Consider the following 17,417-nt stretch of genomic DNA (forward strand, 5'->3'; position numbering starts at 1 on the left):
ATCTCCTTGGCGGCGTTGGCCGAACGCTGCGCCAGCGAGCGCACCTCGGCGGCGACCACGGCGAAGCCGCGGCCCTGCTCGCCGGCGCGGGCGGCCTCGACGGCGGCGTTGAGGGCGAGGATGTTGGTCTGGAAGGCGATGCCGTCGATGACGCCGATGATGTCGACGATCTTCTTGGAGGCCTCGTTGATGGCGCTCATGGTGTCGACGACGCGGCCGACGACCTGCCCGCCCTGGGTGGCGACCTCGGCGGCGCCGATGGCGAGCTGGTTGGCCTGGCGGGCGTTGTCGGCGTTCTGCCTGACGGTGGAGGTGAGCTCCTCCATCGAGGAGGCGGTTTCCTCGAGCGAGGCGGCCTGCTGCTCGGTGCGCTGGGACAGGTCGCCGTTGCCGGCCGCGATCTCGGCGGCGGCGGCGCTGATCGCGTCGGAGCCTTCGCGGATCTGGCCGACGATGAGGGCGAGCTGGTCCACGGTGCGGTTGGCGTCGTCGGCCAGGCGGCCGAACTGGCCGGGCAGCCCGACCTCGATGCGGCGGCCGAGGTCGCCCGCGGTCACCGCCGCCAGCAGCGCGCCGATCTCGCTCAGGCCGCCGTCGGCCGTGGCCATCAGCCGGTTCAGGCCTTCGATCACCTCGCGGTAGACGAACCGGAAGTGCGCGGCGTCGCCGCGGCGCGAGAAGTCGCCCGCGACGGCGGCGTCGACCAGCGCCTTGATCTCGGCGTTGACCGCGATCATCCCGGCCTTGACCGCGTCCACCGCCTCGGTGATGCGCGCCTTCTGCCCCGGCAGGCGCTCGATGTCCTGCGACAGGTCGCCGCGCGCGTAGGCGGCCACGACGTCGATCACCCGCATCTTCAGCGCGATGTGCGAACCGACCAGCGTATTGATCTGCTCGGCCATGCGGCCGTACTCGCCGGGGAAGTCGTTCGCGGCGATGCGGTAGTCGATCTCGCCGGCGTCGTGGCGGCGCGCGATTTCGCCCTGGGCCTCGACGAAGCGCTGCAGCGCCTGCTGCATCGCCGCCATGCTGCGCAGCAGGCGCCCGGCCTCGTCGTCGCTGTCGACCACGATGCGCTGGTCGAGCTGGCCGCGGGCGATGCCCTCGGCGACGCCGGTCGCGCGCTGCAGCGGCCGCGAGATCGCGCGCACCAGCAGCGCCGCGAGCACGCCCGCCAGCAGCACCAGCGCGACGATGCCGGCCAGCAGCTGGGCCTGGGTCCGGCGGTAGTCCGCTTCGGTCCTGGCCACCAGCGCGTCCAGCGCCTTGGCGTTGAATTCGGTCAGCTCCATCAGCTGGTCGAAGAGCTTGCGCCGGGTCGGGCGCGATTCCTCGCCGGAAACCGCGTTGGCCCGGGCGAAGTCGTCGGCGGCGATCGCGGCCATCAGCCGCGCGTTCGCGCCGAAGTATTCCTTGAACGCCGCCTCGACCCGGGCGTAGCGCGCGCGTTCCTCCTCGCTGGCGATCAGCGGCGCGTACTTGCGCATGCTCCCGTCGATCTCGGCGCGCAAGGCGTCCATGCGCTTGCGGTAGTCGTCGAGCTCCGCCTGCTGGCCCTGGAACTGGAGCTGGGAGATCTCGTAGGTGCGGAACTCGCCGAGCATGCCGCGCATGCCCAGCAGCAGGCGCACCGAGGGCACCCAGTTGCGGTTGATGTCGGTGATCTTTTCGTTGTGGGCGCGCAGCTGCGACATCGCGTAGCCGCCCAGCCCCACGGCCAGCAGGATGAGGAGGGCGAAGGCCAGCGACAGCTTGGCCGCGATGGAAAGGTTCTTGAATCCGCTCATGATCGGGTCTCGGTTGTGCGCGGATTCCGTCCCGCAGGTTTGCTTCATCGGGGATTAACGACCGCCCTCGCGCGGTCTGCAGCGCGCCGCGCGCCGCGCGCGCGCGGGCGCTGAACGGTTCAGGCGCGGGGGCGAAAAAAAGCGCCGGCGTGAGCCGGCGCCCTCGGGCCCGCGGAGGGATGCGGCGGGCTACTGCGGTCCGGTGGCGACCAGGCCCATCTCGGCGCTGCCCATCAGCCGCTCGATGTCGAGCAGGATCAGCATGCGTTCGTCCAGGGTGCCGATGCCGGTGAGGAACTGGCGGTCGATCGTGGCGCCGATCTCCGGCACCGCACGGATCCGTTCGGCATCCAGGCGGATCACGTCGGAGACGCTGTCCACCACCATGCCGACCACGCGCTCGCCGACGTTGAGCACGATCATCACCGTCAGGGCGTTGTATTCCGCCTTGGCGAGGCGGAACTTCAGGCGCATGTCGATCACCGGCACGATCGTGCCGCGCAGGTTGATCACGCCCTTGATGTAGTCCGGCGCGTCGGGCAGCCGGGTCACGGTGTCGTAGCCGCGGATCTCCTGCACCTTGAGGATGTCGACGCCGTATTCCTCCTCGCCCAGGGCGAAGGTCAGGTATTCGGCCGCGACGTCGGGGCGAGGCTGCGGGGAGGCGGACGGCGAAGCGGTGTGGGCGACTGCGTTCATGGGGTTGTCTCGGTGGGCGTCCGTGCGGGGTTCGGGAAAGGGGTTCGGGCGTAGGCCGGCCGCCGCTTCAGGCCGCCTGCAGGCGCTGCGCCTGCGCCAGCCCGGCGGCGTCGACGATCAGCGCGACGCGGCCGTCGCCGAGGATGGTCGCGCCGGAGATGCCGCGCACGCGGCGGTAGTTCGCTTCCAGGTTCTTCACCACCACCTGCTGCTGGCCGAGCAGGTCGTCGACCTCCAGCGCCAGGCGGCTGCCGTCGCTCTCGACCACCACCGCCAGCGCGGCGCCGCCGCGCCCGCCCGGCAGGCCAAACTGCGCGGCCAGGTCCACCAGCGGCAGGTAGTCCTCGCGCACGCGCAGCAGCCGCGCCTCGCCGGCGATGGTGCGCACGTCGCCGGAGGCCGGCTGCAGCGATTCGACCACCGCGTTGAGCGGCAGGATGAACACCTCGCCGCCGACCGACACCAGCATGCCGTCGAGGATCGCGAGGGTGAGCGGCAGCCGGATCGACACCGTGGTGCCCGCGCCCTTGCGGCTGCGGATCTCGACCTGGCCGCCGAGCGCGGCGATGTTCTTCCTGACCACGTCCATGCCGACGCCGCGCCCGGACAGGTCCGTCAGCCGGTCGGCGGTGGAGAAGCCGGGGTGGAACACCAGGTCCCAGACCTGCGCGTCGCTCGGGTTGTCCGGCACCGCCAGGCCGCGCTCGGCGGCCTTGGCGAGGATCTTGTCGCGGTCCAGGCCGCGGCCGTCGTCGCTGATCTCGATCACGATGTGGCCGCCCTGGTGCGCGGCCGACAGGGTCAGCGTGCCGGTCTCGTCCTTGCCGGCCTCGCGCCGCTGCTGCGGCGATTCCAGGCCGTGGTCGATGGCGTTGCGCACCAGGTGCACCAGCGGGTCGACGATCTTCTCGATCACGCCCTTGTCCAGCTCGGTGCCCTCGCCGTGGGTGCGCAGGCGCACCTTCTTGTCCAGGCGCGCGGCCAGGTCGCGGACCATCCGCGGGAAGCGGCTGAAGGCGAACTCCACCGGCAGCATGCGCACGCCCATCACCGCTTCCTGCAGGTCGCGGGTGTTGCGGTCGAGCTGCTCGAGGCCGGCCAGCAGCGCCTCGTTGGCGACCGGGTCGAGCTGCGCCGAGCGCTGCCGCAGCATGGCCTGGGTGATGACCAGCTCGCCGACCAGGTTGATCAGCGCGTCGACCTTGGCCACCGCGACGCGGATCGACCCGTCGGCGTCGCCGCGCGCGGCACGGGCGTCGCCGCCGCGGTCGAAGGCGACCACGTTGCCGGCGGTCCCGGCCGGCGGCGGCGCGAGCGCCGAAGTCTCCGGCACCGCCTCGATCGCCAGTTCGCACTCGTCCTCGACCCAGGCGAACGCGTCCTCGATCGCCTTGCGCGGCACCGTGCCGGGCAGCATCAGGTCCCAGGCGAGGTAGGCCTCGAACGGGTCCATCTCGGCGAACGCCGGCAGCCGCGCGTCCAGGCAGGCGACGTCGAGTTCGCCGTGCCCGGCCAGTTCGCGCAGGATGCGCAGCGGGTCGTTGCCGCTGGTGAACAGCGTCGGCGCGGGGGTGAAGCCGATGCGCCAGCGGCCGGGGCCGGCATCGCCCGTCGGCGCCGCGGACTTGCCCGGGCCCGCCGCGGCGCGGCCCAGCATGCGTTCCAGCCCGGCATGGGCGCGCGCCAGCGCGGGCTCGTCGATGGCGTCGCGGTGTTCGGCCGCGGCGAGCAGCCCGCGCAGCGCGTCCACCGCGACCAGCAGCGCGCCGATCGCCGCGGCGTCGAGCCTGCGGCCGCCGCCGCGGGCTTCGTCGAGCAGGGTCTCGAGTTGGTGGGTCAGCTGGGTGATCGCGGTGAAGCCGAACGTGGCCGCGCCGCCCTTGATCGAATGCGCGGCGCGGAACACCACGTGGATGGTCTCGCCGTCCGCGGTGCCCGACTCCAGCGCGAGCAGGCCGGCTTCCATGGCGTCCAGGTTTTCCCGGCTCTCTTCGAAGAACGCGGCGTGGAAGCGGCTGATGTCCATGGGCGGTGGTCGGTGGGAAGGAGCGGGATGTCGGGAACCGATGGAGCGTGCGGCGGGCGAGGCGCGGCAGGGGGAGAGCGGATTGACTCGCCCCTCGTTCCTCTTCGTTCGCTCCCGGCCTTCAGCTCAGGACCTTGCGGACCGTGGCCAGCAGCTGCTCGGGGTCGAACGGCTTGACCAGCCAGCCGGTGGCGCCGGCGGCCTTGCCTTCCTGCTTCTTGTCCGCGCCGGACTCGGTGGTGAGCATCAGCAGCGGGGTGAAGCGGTATTCCGGCAGCTGGCGCAGCTGGCGGATCAGTTCGATCCCGTCCATGCGCGGCATGTTGACGTCGGTGATCACCGCATCGAAGCGCGCGCCGCCCTTGGCGATGTCCAGCGCGGCCTGGCCGTCCTCGGCCTCGCGCACGCTGTAGCCGCCGCTGGTCAACGCGAACGCGACCATCTGCCGCATGGAGGTGGAGTCGTCGACGATCAAAAGGTTCTTGGACATCGGAGCGCTCAGTGCAGAGGGTCGGAAGGGGAGTCGATGCCGAGGCTCTCGGCCAGGGCCAGCCGGCGCGCGGCCTCGGCCAGCACCGGCGAGGCGTCGGCGACCACGGTGCGCAGGCCGCGCGCGGCGCGGTCGCGGACGAAGGCATGCAGCACCTGCAGGCCGGCGGTGTGGACGCGTTCGACGCGCTCGCCGGCCAGCGCCAGCGGCGCGTCGTCGTCCAGGTGCGGCCGCAGGCGGGCCTGCAGGTCGGCGACGTGTTCGATTCCGAGGTCGGCGGGCAGGGGCAGGGGCGTCATCGCGGCGTTGGACGGGGTGTACGCGATGGATAACGGCGGCGCCGTCGCGGACTTGAGGCGCCGCCGCCGCGCTCGTCCCCGCCCGAGGCGCGGGACGGCGCGGCCATCCGCGCTTCGGACGCCTGCTCCCGCAGGCGGGAGGCGGCGAGGGGCGGCGAACCCGCTGCGCCATGGCCTTGTTCCGCTCGCGCAGAGCGGTCGGGCGAGGGCGCGCGCTCAACCGAACAGCGCGGCTGCGTCCAGCAGCACCGTCGGCTTCGGCCCCACCCGGGCGACGCCGACGATCGCGCCCGGATCGCCGCCCGGCAACGGCGCTTCGATCGCCTCCGCGCCCAGCGTGACGACATCCTCGACCGCGTCGACCAGCGCGCCGATCAGTTCGTTGTCGCGCTCGACCACGACGATGCGCGCGCGCTCGTCGGGCCGCACCGCGCCGGTGCCCAGCCACAGCCCGAGGTCAAGCACCGGCACGATGCGGCCGCGCAGGTTCATCGCCCCGAGCACGTACGCCGGCGCGCCGCGCATCGCCACCACGGATGCGGTGCGGCCGACCTCCTGCACGCGCAGCAGTTCGAACGCGTAGCTGTCGCCGCCGAGCGCGAGGCGCAGCCAGCGCTGCGCCGCGGCCGGCGCGGCGGCGGCAGGCGGAGGGGCCGATGCCGGCGCCGGGCGTGCGGAGGCGGCGGGAGGCGAGGCGGCGCAGGACACGGCGGCGGGCGCGGCGCGCGACCCGGGCGGAGGCGCGGGGTTCATCCGGGCGTCGTCCGACGCCCGCGCCGGACCGATCGGCGGTTCCGCCGGCAGCGCCGGCGCGGCGGGGCCCGCCGGGCGCATCGTCGCGGCCGCATGCGCCACCGCCGGTTCCGCCGCGGGCTCCGCCTTGGGGGCGTCCGCGCAGAAGCCGGGGTCGAGCAGCTCCTCCAGGTAGGCATCGACGACGCGCGCGTTCATGCCGCTTCCCGTTGCGCATCGCCGCCGCTCTCGCTGGCCAGCAGCCATTTCAGCGCGCGCCGGTAGGCGTCGACGCCGCGGCCTTCCGGCGCCTCGGCGGCGGCCAGCGCGGCGGCGTCGCGCAGGCGCGTGTCGACCGGGATCGCGTACGGCCAGACCCGCTCGCCGTAGCGGTCCTGCAGTTCGTACAGGCTCTGCACGCCGGTGCGGGTGCGGCGGTCGAACAGCGTCGGCAGCACTTGCCGCGGCAGCGGCCGGCGCCGCGAGCGCTCGACCATCTCCGCGGTGCGCAGCATGTCGGCCAGGCCGTGCAGCGCCAGCGGATCGGTCTGCGTCGGCGCGATCAGGCGGTCGGCGGCGGCCAGCGCGTTGACCATCAGCAGGCCGAGCGTCGGCGGGCAGTCCATCAGCACGTAGTCGTACAGTTCGCGCACTGCGTGCAGGGCGCGGCCGAGCGCCAGGCCGAGGCCGGGCTGGGTCGCGCCGCGCCGTTCCAGCGTCGCCAGCGCCGCCTGCGCCGCGACCAGTTGCAGGTCCGGGATCGCGGTGTAGCGGGCCAGCTCCAGCAGGTTGGCGCCGCTGCCGGTGAACAGGTCGTGGGTGCCCGCCGGCGGCGGGTCGGCCGGGATGCCGAACGCGCGCGTCAGCGACGCGTGCGGGTCGAGATCGAGCAGCAGCACGCGGTGGCCGGCGTCGGCCAGGCCGCGGGCGAGGCAGAGCGAGGTCGTGGTCTTGCCGACGCCGCCCTTCTGGTTGGCGATAGCCCAGGCGCGCATCAGCCGGCTCCGGGTGGGGTGGAAAGGGAGGCCGCGGCCACGCCCTGCGTGGGCGCCGGCGCCGGGTTTTCCGCCGCGGGCGCGGCGGCGGGCGCGTCGGCCGGGCCCGGCGCGGCGGCCGGCGCTTCGAACGCCACGGTCGGCGCGCGGCGGTCCTCGATCGCGTCCGCGCCCTGCGGACTGGCCAGGATCACCAGCAGCACGCGGCGGTTGGCGTTGCGGCCTTCGGCGGTGGCGTTGTCGGCGATCGGCTGGTGCTCGCCGTAGCCGACCACGGCCAGGCGCTCGGGCGCGACGCCGGCGCCGGTCAGCACGTGCACCACGCTGGCCGCGCGCGCCGCGGACAGTTCCCAGTTCGAGCGGAACAGCGCGGTGCGGATCGGCACGTCGTCGGTGTAGCCCTCCACGCGCAGCGCGTTGGGCTCGTCGCGCAGGACCTCGGCGATCCTGCGCACGGTCGCGGTCGCGAACGGATTGGGCTCGGCCACGCCGCTGGCGAACAGGATGTCGCTCTGGATCTCGACCTCGAGGAAGGCGGCGCCGCGGCGCACCGTCACCAGGCGCTGCTTCACCAGCGCCGACAGCGCCTGCTGCAGGCGCCGGCCCAGCGAATGCAGTTGCGCGCCGGCGCGCGCCTGGGCGAGCGCGGCGCCGTCGGCGGCGGCGTCCGCGGTGCGCCCGAACACCGGCGCGTCCAGGCTCTGGCGCACCCGCGGCAGCGCGACCGGCGAGGCCGAGGACGGGCCGGGCGACTTCGAGCCGGGCGTCACCAGCGACGGCCGGTCGAACGAGGAGCCGCGCAGCTGCTGCAGGCCGAGCTGGATCGGCGTGACCGTGCGCGGCGGGCCGCCGAACGCGGAGGCCAGCGCGTCGGCGAGCACCCGGTACTTGCCTTCGTTGATCGAGGAGATCGCGTACATCACCACGAAGAACGCCAGCAGCAGCGTGATCAGATCGCCGTACGGGATCGCCCACGCCTCGTGGTTGACGTGTTCCTCGTGCGAGTGGCGGCGCCGGCCCATCGCGACCTCAGGCGACGAAGCCGTTCAGGCGCGCTTCGATGTTGCGCGGGTTCTCGCCCTGGGCGATCGCGATCAGGCCCTCGACGATCATCTCGCGCTCGTCGTTCTGGCGCTGGACCAGGCCCTTGAGCTTGCTCGCGATCGGCAGCAGCAGCAGGTTGGCCGAGGCGATGCCGTAGATCGTGGCGGTGAACGCCGCGGCGATGCCGTGGCCGAGCTTGCTCGGGTCGGCCAGGTTCTTCATCACCGCCATCAGCCCGAGCACCGCGCCGATGATGCCCAGCGTCGGCGCGTACACGCCCATGCCCTCGAACACCTTCGCCGCGGCCAGGTCGCGCTGCGACAGCGCGTGCAGTTCGATCTCCAGCATCTGCCGGATCGCTTCCGGCTCCAGGCCGTCCACCACCATCTGCAGGCCCTTGCGCAGGAACGGATCCTCCTGCGCCTGCACCTCGGGCTCGAGGCCGAGCAGCCCCTGGCGGCGCGCGACGGTGCTCCATTCGACCAGGCGCGCGATCGTCGCCTCGCGGTCCTGCGCCGGCGGGCGGAACACCCAGCGCGCGATCGCGAGCGCGCGCTTGAACGTCGCCATCGGCGTCTGCAGCAGGATCGCGGCGACGGTGCCGACGATCACGATCACGAACGCGGCCGGCGACCACAGGCCGGAAAGCCCGGCGCCCTTGAGCACGCTGCCGCCGACCAGGGCGACCAGGGCGAGTACCACACCGATGAGGCTGAGTCTGTCCATTCGCGGGGAAGGATCCGTGGGGCGGCCGCCGCCCGGCGGCGCGGGGAAGTCCATGGCCGGCGCGCCGGAGCGGCGACCGCGATGGATTCCCGCTCGCGCGGGCGACGCCCGGTGGAGGACGTCGGAGGTTTTATCGGTCGCGCCGGCCCGGGCTTGAGCGCAGGCCGGTGCGCAGCAGCGCGTCGACGTCGAGGATCAGCGCCATGCGGCCGTCGCCGACCAGGCTGGCGCCGGCGTAGCCCGGCAGGCCGCGCAGGGTGCGCGGCAGGGCCTTGATCACCACCTCCTCGCGGCCGCGCACGCGGTCGACCGCGAGGCAGAAGCGCTGCTCGCCCGACTGCAGCACCACGCAGGTGCTGCCGGCCAGCGGCGGTTCGGGCAGGCCGAGCCAGCCGCGCAGCGAGATCAGCGGCAGCGGTTCGCGGCGCAGGTCGAGCATGCGCTGGCCGTCGATCCACAGCGCCTCGCCCGGCGGGTGCGCCAGCACCTCGACCACCCGCACCAGCGGCAGCGCGTACACGTCCTCGTCGAGCTCGACCAGCAGTGTCGGCAGGATCGCCAGCGTCAGCGGCACGCGGATCGAGAAGCGCGTGCCGCGGCCGACCTCGGAATGGATCTGCACCTGCCCGCTGAGCTCGCGGATCTTCGATTGCACCACGTCCATGCCGACGCCGCGGCCGGACAGGTCGCTGACCTCGGTGCGGGTGGAGAAGCCGGGCAGGAAGATCAGTTGCAGGCATTCCTCCGGCGACAGCCGCGCGGCGGCGTTGGCGTCGACCAGGCCCTTGCTGCAGGCGCTGCGGCGGATCTTCTCCGGGTCGATGCCGGCGCCGTCGTCGCTGACCTCGATGGCGACGTGGTCGCCTTCCTGCTGCGCGCTCAGCCGCACCCGGCCCTGTTCGGGCTTGCCGGCCTCGCGGCGCGCCTGCGGCGGTTCGATGCCGTGGTCGATCGCGTTGCGCACCAGGTGCACCAGCGGGTCGGCCAGCGCTTCGACCAGGTTGCGGTCGAGCTCGGTGTCGGCGCCGACGATCTCCAGCTCCACCTGCTTGGCCACCTGCCGGGCGACGTCGCGCGCCAGTTTCGGGAAGCGCGCGAATACCCGCCCCACCGGCTGCATCCGCACCATCATCACCGCCGACTGCAGGCGCGAGGTGGCGACGTCGAGCGCGCTCACCGCGCGGTCGAGGTCCTCGTCGCGCAGGCGCGGGCGGAGCGTCTTCAGGCGGTTGCGCGCCAGCACCAGTTCGCCGACCAGGTCCACCATCGCGTCGAGGCGGCGCACGTCGACGCGCACGGTCGGGTCCGCGTCGCCCTTGGCGGCGGGCCCCGCGGCGGGCTCCTTCGTGGCCGCGCCTGTCGGGGCGGTGCGGGGCGCCGCGGGCGGCGGGGCGTCGCCGTGTCCGCGGTGCGGCGCGGGGTGGCGGGGCGCCGGCGGCTCCCCGGGCGGGGCCGCGGGCGGTGCCGGCGCGGCGCCCGGCGCGGCGCCGACGCCGTGCAGGCTGTCGAGCAGCGCCTCGAAGTCGAGATCGTCGAGGTCTTCGCCCGCCGGCGCGGACTGCGCGGCGGCGGCCGGCCCCGGCGCAACGTCATCGGCGCGCAGCGATTCGATCAGCGCCGCCGGCGCCGGATCGAGTTCGAGCCCGGCGGCGACCGCCTGCAGCATGTCCGAGAGCAGGTCGATCGCCTGCTGGGCGCCGTCGAACGCGGCCGCATCCATCGGCGCGCTGCCGTCGCGGGCGAGGTTGAGGCGGTCCTCCACCGCGTGGCAGATCGCCACCATCGGCCCGAAGTCGAGGAAGCCGGCGCCGCCCTTGATGGTGTGGAAGCCGCGGAACACCGCGTTGAGGCAGTCGCGGTCGGCCGGCGCGCGCTCGAGCGCGACCATCTGCTCGCCGAGCTGGTCGAGGATCTCGCGCGCTTCGATCAGGAAGTCGGCGCAGATGTCGGAGGCCAGCTCGCCCATGCTCACAGCCCGAACGAGGACAGCAGTTCGTTGGCGTCGTCCTGCGTCGCCGGGTCGGGGTCGAGCCCGGCGACGGCGGGGCCGTGCCCGCGCGCGGCGTCGAACTGCAGCGGCTTCTCGATAGGGGCGGCGTCGCCGAGGCCGGCGTGCACCGCCCGCACCAGCTCGACCACGCGCAGGATGATCTGCCCGGTCAGGTCCTGGTAGCCCTGCGCCGCGGTCATCTCCGACAGGCGGCCGCGGATCGCGGCGATGGTGGCGGCCTGCGCGTCGCCGGCGGCGTCGGGCAGGGTGCCGAGCAGGGTGCCGCACTCCTGGATCAGGTCGAGGGTGCGGTGGCTGGCCTCTTCGCTCATCCGCACCACGTGCTCGAGCCGGGCGCAGGCCTCCGGCAGCGAGGCGGTGCCGGTGCCCGCGCCGCCGCCGAGCGCCTGCTCCAGCTCGCGCGCCAGCCGCGCCAGCCCCTGCACCAGCGGCTGGCTGCGCCACTGGATCAGCGCGTCGACGTTCGCGCGCCAGCCGGCGGGGTCGTCGTGCTCCAGCGCCCACAGCGCCGCGTGCAGGCGCGAGATCACCGCCTGCCGGTCCTGCGGAAACGGCGGCGCGGTGTTCAAGCGGCGGCTCCCAGGCGCTCGAACACCTTGTTGAGCTTGTCCTCCAGCGTGGCCGCGGTGAACGGCTTGATCACGTAGCCGTTCACGCCGGCCTGCGCGGCCTCGATGATCTGCTCGCGCTTGGCCTCGGCGGTGACCATCAGCACCGGGATCTTCGCCAGCGCCGCGTCGGAGCGGATCGCGCGCAGCAGGTCGATGCCGGGCATGCCCGGCATGTTCCAGTCGGTGATGACCAGGTCGAAGTGCGCCTTGCGCAGCTCGACCAGCGCGCTGGCGCCGTCGTCGGCCTCGGCGGTGTTGTGGAAGCCGAGATCGTTGAGCAGGTTCTTGACGATGCGGCGCATGGTCGAGAAGTCGTCGACGATCAGGATGCGGATGTTCTTGTCCATGGAGTCGTGGTTCGTGCGGGGCGATGTCGTGGGTTCGGGGCGCGCTCGCCGGGCGGGCGAGGGCGTGCGGCGCGGCGGTCAGTGCGCGTGCGGGTCCTCGTCGTCCTCGTGCGCGCCGCGCCAATCGCCCAGGCGCGCGCGCAGGCGCAGCATGGCCTGGCCGTGGATCTGGCAGACGCGCGATTCGCTGACCGACAGCACCGCGCCGATCTCGCGCAGGTTCAGCTCCTGCTCGTAGTACAGCGACAGCACCAGGCGCTCGCGCTCGGGCAGGCCGGCAATGGCCTCGGCCAGCGCGGCGCGGAACGCGCCCTGCTCGAACGCGCGCGCCGGCGTGGCGGTGGAGTGCGCGGCCAGGCGCGGCTCGCCCTCGTGCTCGTCGATGTGCGCCTCCAGGCTGATCAGCTGGCCGCGCGCGGCGTCCTCGAGCATGCGGTGGTACTCGTCCAGCGACACGTCCAGCGCGCCGGCCACCTCCTGCGCGGTGGCGGCGCGGCCGGTGCGCTGCTCGACCTCGCGCGTGGCCGCGACCACGTCGCGGTAGCGGCGGTGGACCGAGCGCGGCACCCAGTCGCCGCGGCGGATCTCGTCGATCATCGCGCCGCGGATGCGGATCGAGGCGTAGGTCTCGAACGCGGCGCCCTGGTCGGCCTGGAAGTTGCGCGCCGCGTCGATCAGGCCGAGCATGCCGGCCTGGATCAGGTCGTCGATCTCCACGCTCGCCGGCAGCCGCGCCGCGAGGTGGTGGGCGATGCGCCGCACCAGCTCGCCGTGGCGCTCGACGATGTCGGTGGCGCTGCCGTTCTGGGTGGCGCGGTACTGGGCGGTGGCGAGCGCGTTCATGCGACCGCGCTCCGCAACGGGTCCTGCTCGGCGTTGCCGCCCTGGCCGACCAGGCGCTCCATGAAGAATTCGACGTGGCCGCGCGGGCCGAGCGGCGACTGCCACTGCCGCGCGCGGCGGGCGATCTCGCGGAACGCCAGCGCCGACGGGCAGCCCGGGAAGGCCTCCACCACCGCCTCCTGGCGCTGCACCGCGCGGCGCAGCCACTCGTCGCGCGGGATCGCGCCAAGGTAGTGCAGGGTGACGTCGAGGAAACGCGCGCTGACCCGCTCCAGCTTGTCGAACAGCTGCCGGCCCTCGGCGTGGTTGTGCACCTGGTTGGCCAGCACCTGGAAGCGGGTCACGCCGCGCTCGCGGCTGAGCACCTTGATCAGAGCGTAGGCATCGGTGACCGAGGCCGGCTCGTCGCAGACCACCACGATCACGTCCTGCGCGGCCTGGCAGAAGGTCAGCACGCTGTCGGCGATGCCGGCGGCGTTGTCCACCACCATGGTGTCGATCGGCAGGTCGAGCTGGCAGAACGCGTGGACCAGGCCGACGTGTTCCCGCGGGGTCAGCTCGGTCATGTGCCGCTTGCCCGACGCCGCCGGCACCACCCACAGGCCGCACGGGCCTTCGAGCAGCGTGTCCTGCAGCTCGCAGCGCCCGGCCAGCACGTCGGCGAGGGTGAAGCGCGGCGACAGGCCCAGCATCACGTCGACGTTGGCCAGGCCGAGGTCGGTGTCCAGCAGCAGGGTGCGCTGGCCGGCGTGGACCAGGGCCATCGCCAGATTGACCGCGACCGAGGTCTTGCCGACGCCGCCCTTGCCGCTGGCCACGGCGATGACGCGCACGGGCGCGCGAGCGGCGGCGGAAACGGGGGCGGGGATGTCAGCTGGCGATGGCATGTCGTTCCTCGGTGGGCAGGGGCTTCGGGCGCGCGTCCGGAGACCCGAGGGGGTTATCGGCAGCACGTCGCACTTTCTCCAGTGCCGCGACCACGCGGTCGGCGTCGGCGGCCTCCAGGTCGCCGGGGACCTGCTGGCCGGCGGCGGTGTAGGCCAGGCTCAGGCCGTGCTGCACCAGCACCGACAGCGCCGAGCCGAGCCGGCCGGTCTCGTCGAGCTTGGTCAGCACCACGCCCTGCGGCGCCGCCGGGCGATAGCGGCGCACGACCTCGCCGAGGTCGTGCGGGTGGGCGTTGGCGGGCAGCACCAGCAGGCTGCGCACGCGCCGGGCCGCGCGCAGCCACAGGATCTGGCCGAGCAGGGCGCGGTCGCGCAGGCCGTGGCCGGCGGTGTCCACCAGCACCAGCGGGTAGTCGGTGAGCTGTTCCAGCGCCTGGCCCAGTCCTTCCGGGCCGGCCGCCTCGCACACGGTGACGCCGAGGCGGCGGCCGAGGATGTGCAGTTGTTCGCTGGCGCCGGCGCGCTCGACGTCGGTGGTCACCAGGGCCACGTCGCGGGCGCGGTGGCGCTGGGCGAAGCGGGCGGCGAGCTTGGCCGCGGTGGTGGTCTTGCCGGCGCCGGTCGGCCCGACCAGGGCGATCACGCCGCCGTCCTCGAGCGGCTCGCCGCGGGCGATGCTCAGCGCGCGCGCCAGCTCGGCCAGCATCGGCGCCTGCACCTGGGCCGGGTCCATGCGCGGGTCCAGGCGCGCGGCGACGGTCTGCGCCAGATTCTCGTCGCAGCCGTAGCCGAGCAGCCGCTCGTAGGCGGCGGCGCGCGCCGGCGCGCCGCGCAGGCGTTCGCCGAGCAGTTGGCCGAGCTCGCGCTCGATCATCCGGCGCATGGTCGCCAGTTCCTCGCGCATCGCCGCGATCGCCGGGTCGGGATCGGCCACCGCGCGCAGCGGCGTGCCGGGGTGTTCGGCGATCGGCGCGTCCGCGGCGGCGGGCGCGGCCGCCGCCGCGGGCGACGGGGAACCGGTCGCGGCGGGCGGAATCTCGGCGGCGCGAGGGCCGGCGACCGTTGCGGCGGCCGGCGCGGTGGCCGCGGCGGCCGGGTCCGGCGCGCCGGCCGACGTCGGCCGCCGCGGGCGCGCCGGCGCTTCGGCGAGGGCCTCGGCGCGGGCGACGAAACGTTCGCCCTGCGGGACCAGCGCCGCCATCATCGCCTCGAAGCGCGAGGTGTCCGGCGCGCGCTTCGGCGCCGGCGCCGGGTCGCCGGGCGGGCGCGCCGTCGCCACTTCGGCGCCGGGCGCGGCGTCCGTGGCGGTTTCCGCGCGCGCCGCCGGCAGGCGAGGATCCGACGGCGCCGGCGCGGCGCGTGGCGGCGCCGGCGGCGGATCGCCGATCGCGAACACCGCGCGGCCGCGGATGCGCGGCTCGGGGATGGCGGGCCGGGGCGCGTCGCCGCCGGCCGCCGCGGGCCGGGCCTCGGCCGCGTGCGACGGGGACTCGTCGCGCCCGGCCGGCTGGGTGCCGGGCGCGTCGTTGCGGGCGCCCGGCACGGCGGGCTGCAGCGTCGGCAACGCGGCGCGCAGCGCCTGCTGCGCCAGGGATTCGTCGTAGTCGGTGGCGGCGACGATCTCGACGCCGTCCGCGGTCGGCCGGTTCGACAGGATCACCGCGTCGGGCCCCTGCTCCGCACGCACCATGCGCAGCGCGGCGCGCATGTCGGGGGCGATGAAGCGCTTGATTCTCATGGCCGGGATTCGAGTGAGGGAAACGGGGAATTCGGGGTTCGGGCGGCGGCGTGGAGGCGGACCGGTGCGGCGGGCGGCGGCGCTATCGCGGGTGGCGTCTCATGGCGCTTGCTCCTCATCGCGCTCGTCCGCCTTCACCCGATCGCCCCCACCAGCCGCAGCCGCTTGTCCTCCGGCACCTCGCCGTAGGCCAGCACGGTCAGCGCGGGCACGCTGTGCCGCACCAGGCGCGCGATCGCGGCGCGGATCCCGCCGGGCACCAGCAGCACCGCGGGCTCGCCGCGGCTCTCCTGGCGCGCCACGCACTCGCTGAGGTTCTGGTGCAGTCGCTCGGCGAGGCCGGGTTCCAGCGCGGCGCCGTGGCCGCCGATCGAGTCCTGCAATACCCGTTCCAGCGCCGGCGCCAGGGTGTAGACCGGCAGTTCCGGCGCCATGCCGTTGAGTTCCTGGACGATGAAGCGGCCCAGCGCGGTGCGCACCGCGGCGGTCAGCAGCGCCGGGTCCTGGGTGCCGGCGCCGTGCTCGAGCAGCGCCTCGGCGATCTGCCGCAGCTGCCGGATCGGCACGCGCTCGGCGAGCAGCGACTGCAGCACGCGCGCGATCGTCGACAGCGGCAGCAGCTTCGGCGTCAGGTCCTCGACCAGGCGCGGCGCGCTGCGGCCGAGCGTGGCCAGCAGCTGCTGCACCTCCTCGACGCCGAGCAGCTCGGCGGCGCGCTCGCGCACCAGGTGCGAGACGTGGGTGGCGACCACGGTGGCCGCGTCGACCACGGTGTAGCCCAGCGACTCGGCGTGCGCGCGCTGCGCCGGCGCGATCCACACCGCGTCCAGGCCGAACGCCGGGTCCTTGCCGGGAATGCCGTCGAGCTTGCCGAACACCTGGCCCGGGTCGAGCGCGAGGTCGCGGTCCGGCTGGATCTCGCCCCCGGCGACCGGCACGCCGTGGATCAGCACGCGGTACTGGTTCGGCGCCAGCTCCAGGTTGTCGCGCACGTGCACCGGCGGGATCAGGAAGCCGAGCTCCTGGGTCAGCTTGCGGCGCACGCCCTTGAGCCGGCCGAGCAGTTCGCCGCCCTGGGCCTTGTCGACCAGGGCGATCAGCCGGTAGCCGACCTCCAGGCCGAGCGGCTCCACCGGGCGCAGTTCGTCCCAGCCCAGTTCCGGTTGCGCGGCGACCGCGGCGACCTCGGGCGCCGGCGCCGCCTCGGCGGCGCGCGCGCGCCGCTGCAGGCGCCACGCGGCGTAGCCGAGCAAGGCCGCGAACAGCAGGAACGGCAGGTTCGGCATGCCCGGCACGACGCCGATCAGGCCCAGCAGCGCCGCCGCCACCACCAGCGCGCGCGGGTGGCCGAACACCTGCGCGTTGACCGCCTGGCCCATCTCCTGCTCGCGGGTGGCGCGGGTCACCAGCATCGCCACCGCGGTGGAGATCAGCAGCGCCGGCAGCTGCGCGACCAGGCCGTCGCCGATCGCCAGCAGCACGTAGGTGCGGCCGGCGTCGGCGAAGCCCATGTCGTGCTGGATCACGCCGATCAGCACGCCGCCGACGACGTTGATCGCCAGGATCAGCAGGCCGGCGATGGCGTCGCCGCGCACGAACTTGCTGGCGCCGTCCATCGAGCCGTAGAAGTCGGCCTCGGCGCGCACTTCCTCGCGGCGGGCCTTGGCGTCCTCGCGGGTGAGCAGGCCGGCGTTGAGGTCGGCGTCGATCGCCATCTGCTTGCCGGGCAGGGCGTCGAGGATGAAGCGCGCCGACACTTCCGAGATGCGCCCGGCGCCCTTGGTGACGACCACGAAGTTGACGATGGTCAGGATCGCGAACACCACGATGCCGACCGCGAAGCTGCCGCCGATCACGAACTGGCCGAACGACTCGATCACATGGCCGGCCGCGCCCGGGCCCTGGTGGCCGTGCAGCAGGACCACGCGCGTGGAGGCCACGTTGAGCGCCAGCCGCAGCAGGGTCACCAGCAGCAGCACGCTGGGGAACACCGAGAACTCCAGCGGCCGCTTCACGTACACCACCGCCAGCAGCACCACCAGCGACAGGGCGATGTTGAGGGTGAACAGCGCGTCCAGCACCAGCGGCGACAGCGGCACCACCACCATCGCCAGCATCGCCAGCACCACCAGAGGCGCCGCCAGGCCGCTGCGCAGCATGGGGCCCAGGTTGGCGACGGAGA

Annotated in this window: 16 protein-coding genes; all 16 read right to left on the reverse strand. The window is 74.0% G+C overall.

Translation table 11 applies throughout. The features are described from left to right. Positions 1-1,787, reverse strand: a 1,787-nt coding sequence (locus tag EDC50_RS16770) for a methyl-accepting chemotaxis protein (protein ID WP_170167573.1), incomplete at its 3' end; no start/stop codon positions are given. Positions 1,788-1,976: 189 nt separating this feature from the next. Then, positions 1,977-2,486: a chemotaxis protein CheW gene (locus EDC50_RS00010; protein WP_123768438.1), complete on the reverse strand. Its 510-nt coding sequence runs from the start codon at positions 2,484-2,486 to the stop codon at positions 1,977-1,979. A 67-nt stretch (positions 2,487-2,553) separates the two neighbouring features. Beyond that, positions 2,554-4,512: a chemotaxis protein CheA gene (locus tag EDC50_RS00015; protein WP_123768439.1), complete on the reverse strand. Its 1,959-nt coding sequence runs from the start codon at positions 4,510-4,512 to the stop codon at positions 2,554-2,556. Positions 4,513-4,633: 121 nt separating this feature from the next. Further along, positions 4,634-5,002, reverse strand: a complete 369-nt coding sequence (locus tag EDC50_RS00020) for a response regulator (RefSeq protein WP_123768440.1) — start codon at positions 5,000-5,002, stop codon at positions 4,634-4,636. An 8-nt stretch (positions 5,003-5,010) separates the two neighbouring features. After that, positions 5,011-5,301 carry an STAS domain-containing protein gene (locus EDC50_RS00025; RefSeq protein WP_123768441.1) on the reverse strand — a complete coding sequence of 97 codons (291 nt, stop codon included), beginning with the start codon at positions 5,299-5,301 and terminating at the stop codon, positions 5,011-5,013. A gap of 216 nt (positions 5,302-5,517) precedes the next feature. After that, positions 5,518-6,252 carry a chemotaxis protein CheW gene (locus tag EDC50_RS00030; RefSeq protein WP_123768442.1) on the reverse strand — a complete coding sequence of 245 codons (735 nt, stop codon included), beginning with the start codon at positions 6,250-6,252 and terminating at the stop codon, positions 5,518-5,520. Further along, positions 6,249-7,028, reverse strand: coding sequence for a ParA family protein (locus EDC50_RS00035; RefSeq protein ID WP_123768443.1), 780 nt, complete (start codon positions 7,026-7,028; stop codon positions 6,249-6,251). The genes EDC50_RS00030 and EDC50_RS00035 overlap by 4 nt, the downstream gene beginning before the upstream one ends. Then, the gene (gene motD, locus EDC50_RS00040) at positions 7,028-8,050 is read right to left on the reverse strand and encodes a flagellar motor protein MotD (RefSeq protein ID WP_123768444.1); all 1,023 of its coding nucleotides are present in this window, start codon (positions 8,048-8,050) and stop codon (positions 7,028-7,030) included. Before motD ends, EDC50_RS00035 begins: the two co-directional genes overlap by 1 nt. 7 nt (positions 8,051-8,057) lie before the next feature. Next, positions 8,058-8,798, reverse strand: a complete 741-nt coding sequence (locus EDC50_RS00045) for a flagellar motor protein (protein WP_123768445.1) — start codon at positions 8,796-8,798, stop codon at positions 8,058-8,060. 130 nt (positions 8,799-8,928) lie between these two features. Continuing rightward, entirely contained in the window at positions 8,929-10,764 is a 1,836-nt protein-coding gene (locus EDC50_RS00050; RefSeq protein ID WP_123768446.1) for a chemotaxis protein CheA, read from the reverse strand. 2 nt (positions 10,765-10,766) lie between these two features. Next, on the reverse strand, positions 10,767-11,378 hold the full coding sequence (locus EDC50_RS00055; RefSeq protein WP_123768447.1) for a protein phosphatase CheZ: 612 nt from the start codon (positions 11,376-11,378) through the stop codon (positions 10,767-10,769). Then, positions 11,375-11,767: a chemotaxis response regulator CheY gene (gene cheY, locus EDC50_RS00060; protein ID WP_123768448.1), complete on the reverse strand. Its 393-nt coding sequence runs from the start codon at positions 11,765-11,767 to the stop codon at positions 11,375-11,377. The genes EDC50_RS00055 and cheY overlap by 4 nt, the downstream gene beginning before the upstream one ends. Before the next feature lie 78 nt (positions 11,768-11,845). Then, a complete protein-coding gene (locus tag EDC50_RS00065) occupies positions 11,846-12,610 on the reverse strand; it encodes an RNA polymerase sigma factor FliA (protein WP_123768449.1) in 765 nt (254 codons plus the stop codon). Continuing rightward, positions 12,607-13,497 (reverse strand): MinD/ParA family protein, encoded by an 891-nt coding sequence (locus EDC50_RS00070; protein WP_123768450.1) that lies wholly within the window; start codon positions 13,495-13,497, stop codon positions 12,607-12,609. Before EDC50_RS00070 ends, EDC50_RS00065 begins: the two co-directional genes overlap by 4 nt. Further along, entirely contained in the window at positions 13,481-15,235 is a 1,755-nt protein-coding gene (locus EDC50_RS00075; RefSeq protein WP_123768451.1) for a flagellar biosynthesis protein FlhF, read from the reverse strand. Before EDC50_RS00075 ends, EDC50_RS00070 begins: the two co-directional genes overlap by 17 nt. 134 nt (positions 15,236-15,369) lie before the next feature. After that, positions 15,370-17,394 carry a flagellar biosynthesis protein FlhA gene (flhA, locus tag EDC50_RS00080; protein ID WP_123769573.1) on the reverse strand — a complete coding sequence of 675 codons (2,025 nt, stop codon included), beginning with the start codon at positions 17,392-17,394 and terminating at the stop codon, positions 15,370-15,372. Positions 17,395-17,417: the final 23 nt, after the last annotated feature.

It is taken from the genome of Vulcaniibacterium tengchongense (genome assembly GCF_003814555.1).
Lineage (GTDB): Bacteria > Pseudomonadota > Gammaproteobacteria > Xanthomonadales > Xanthomonadaceae > Vulcaniibacterium > Vulcaniibacterium tengchongense.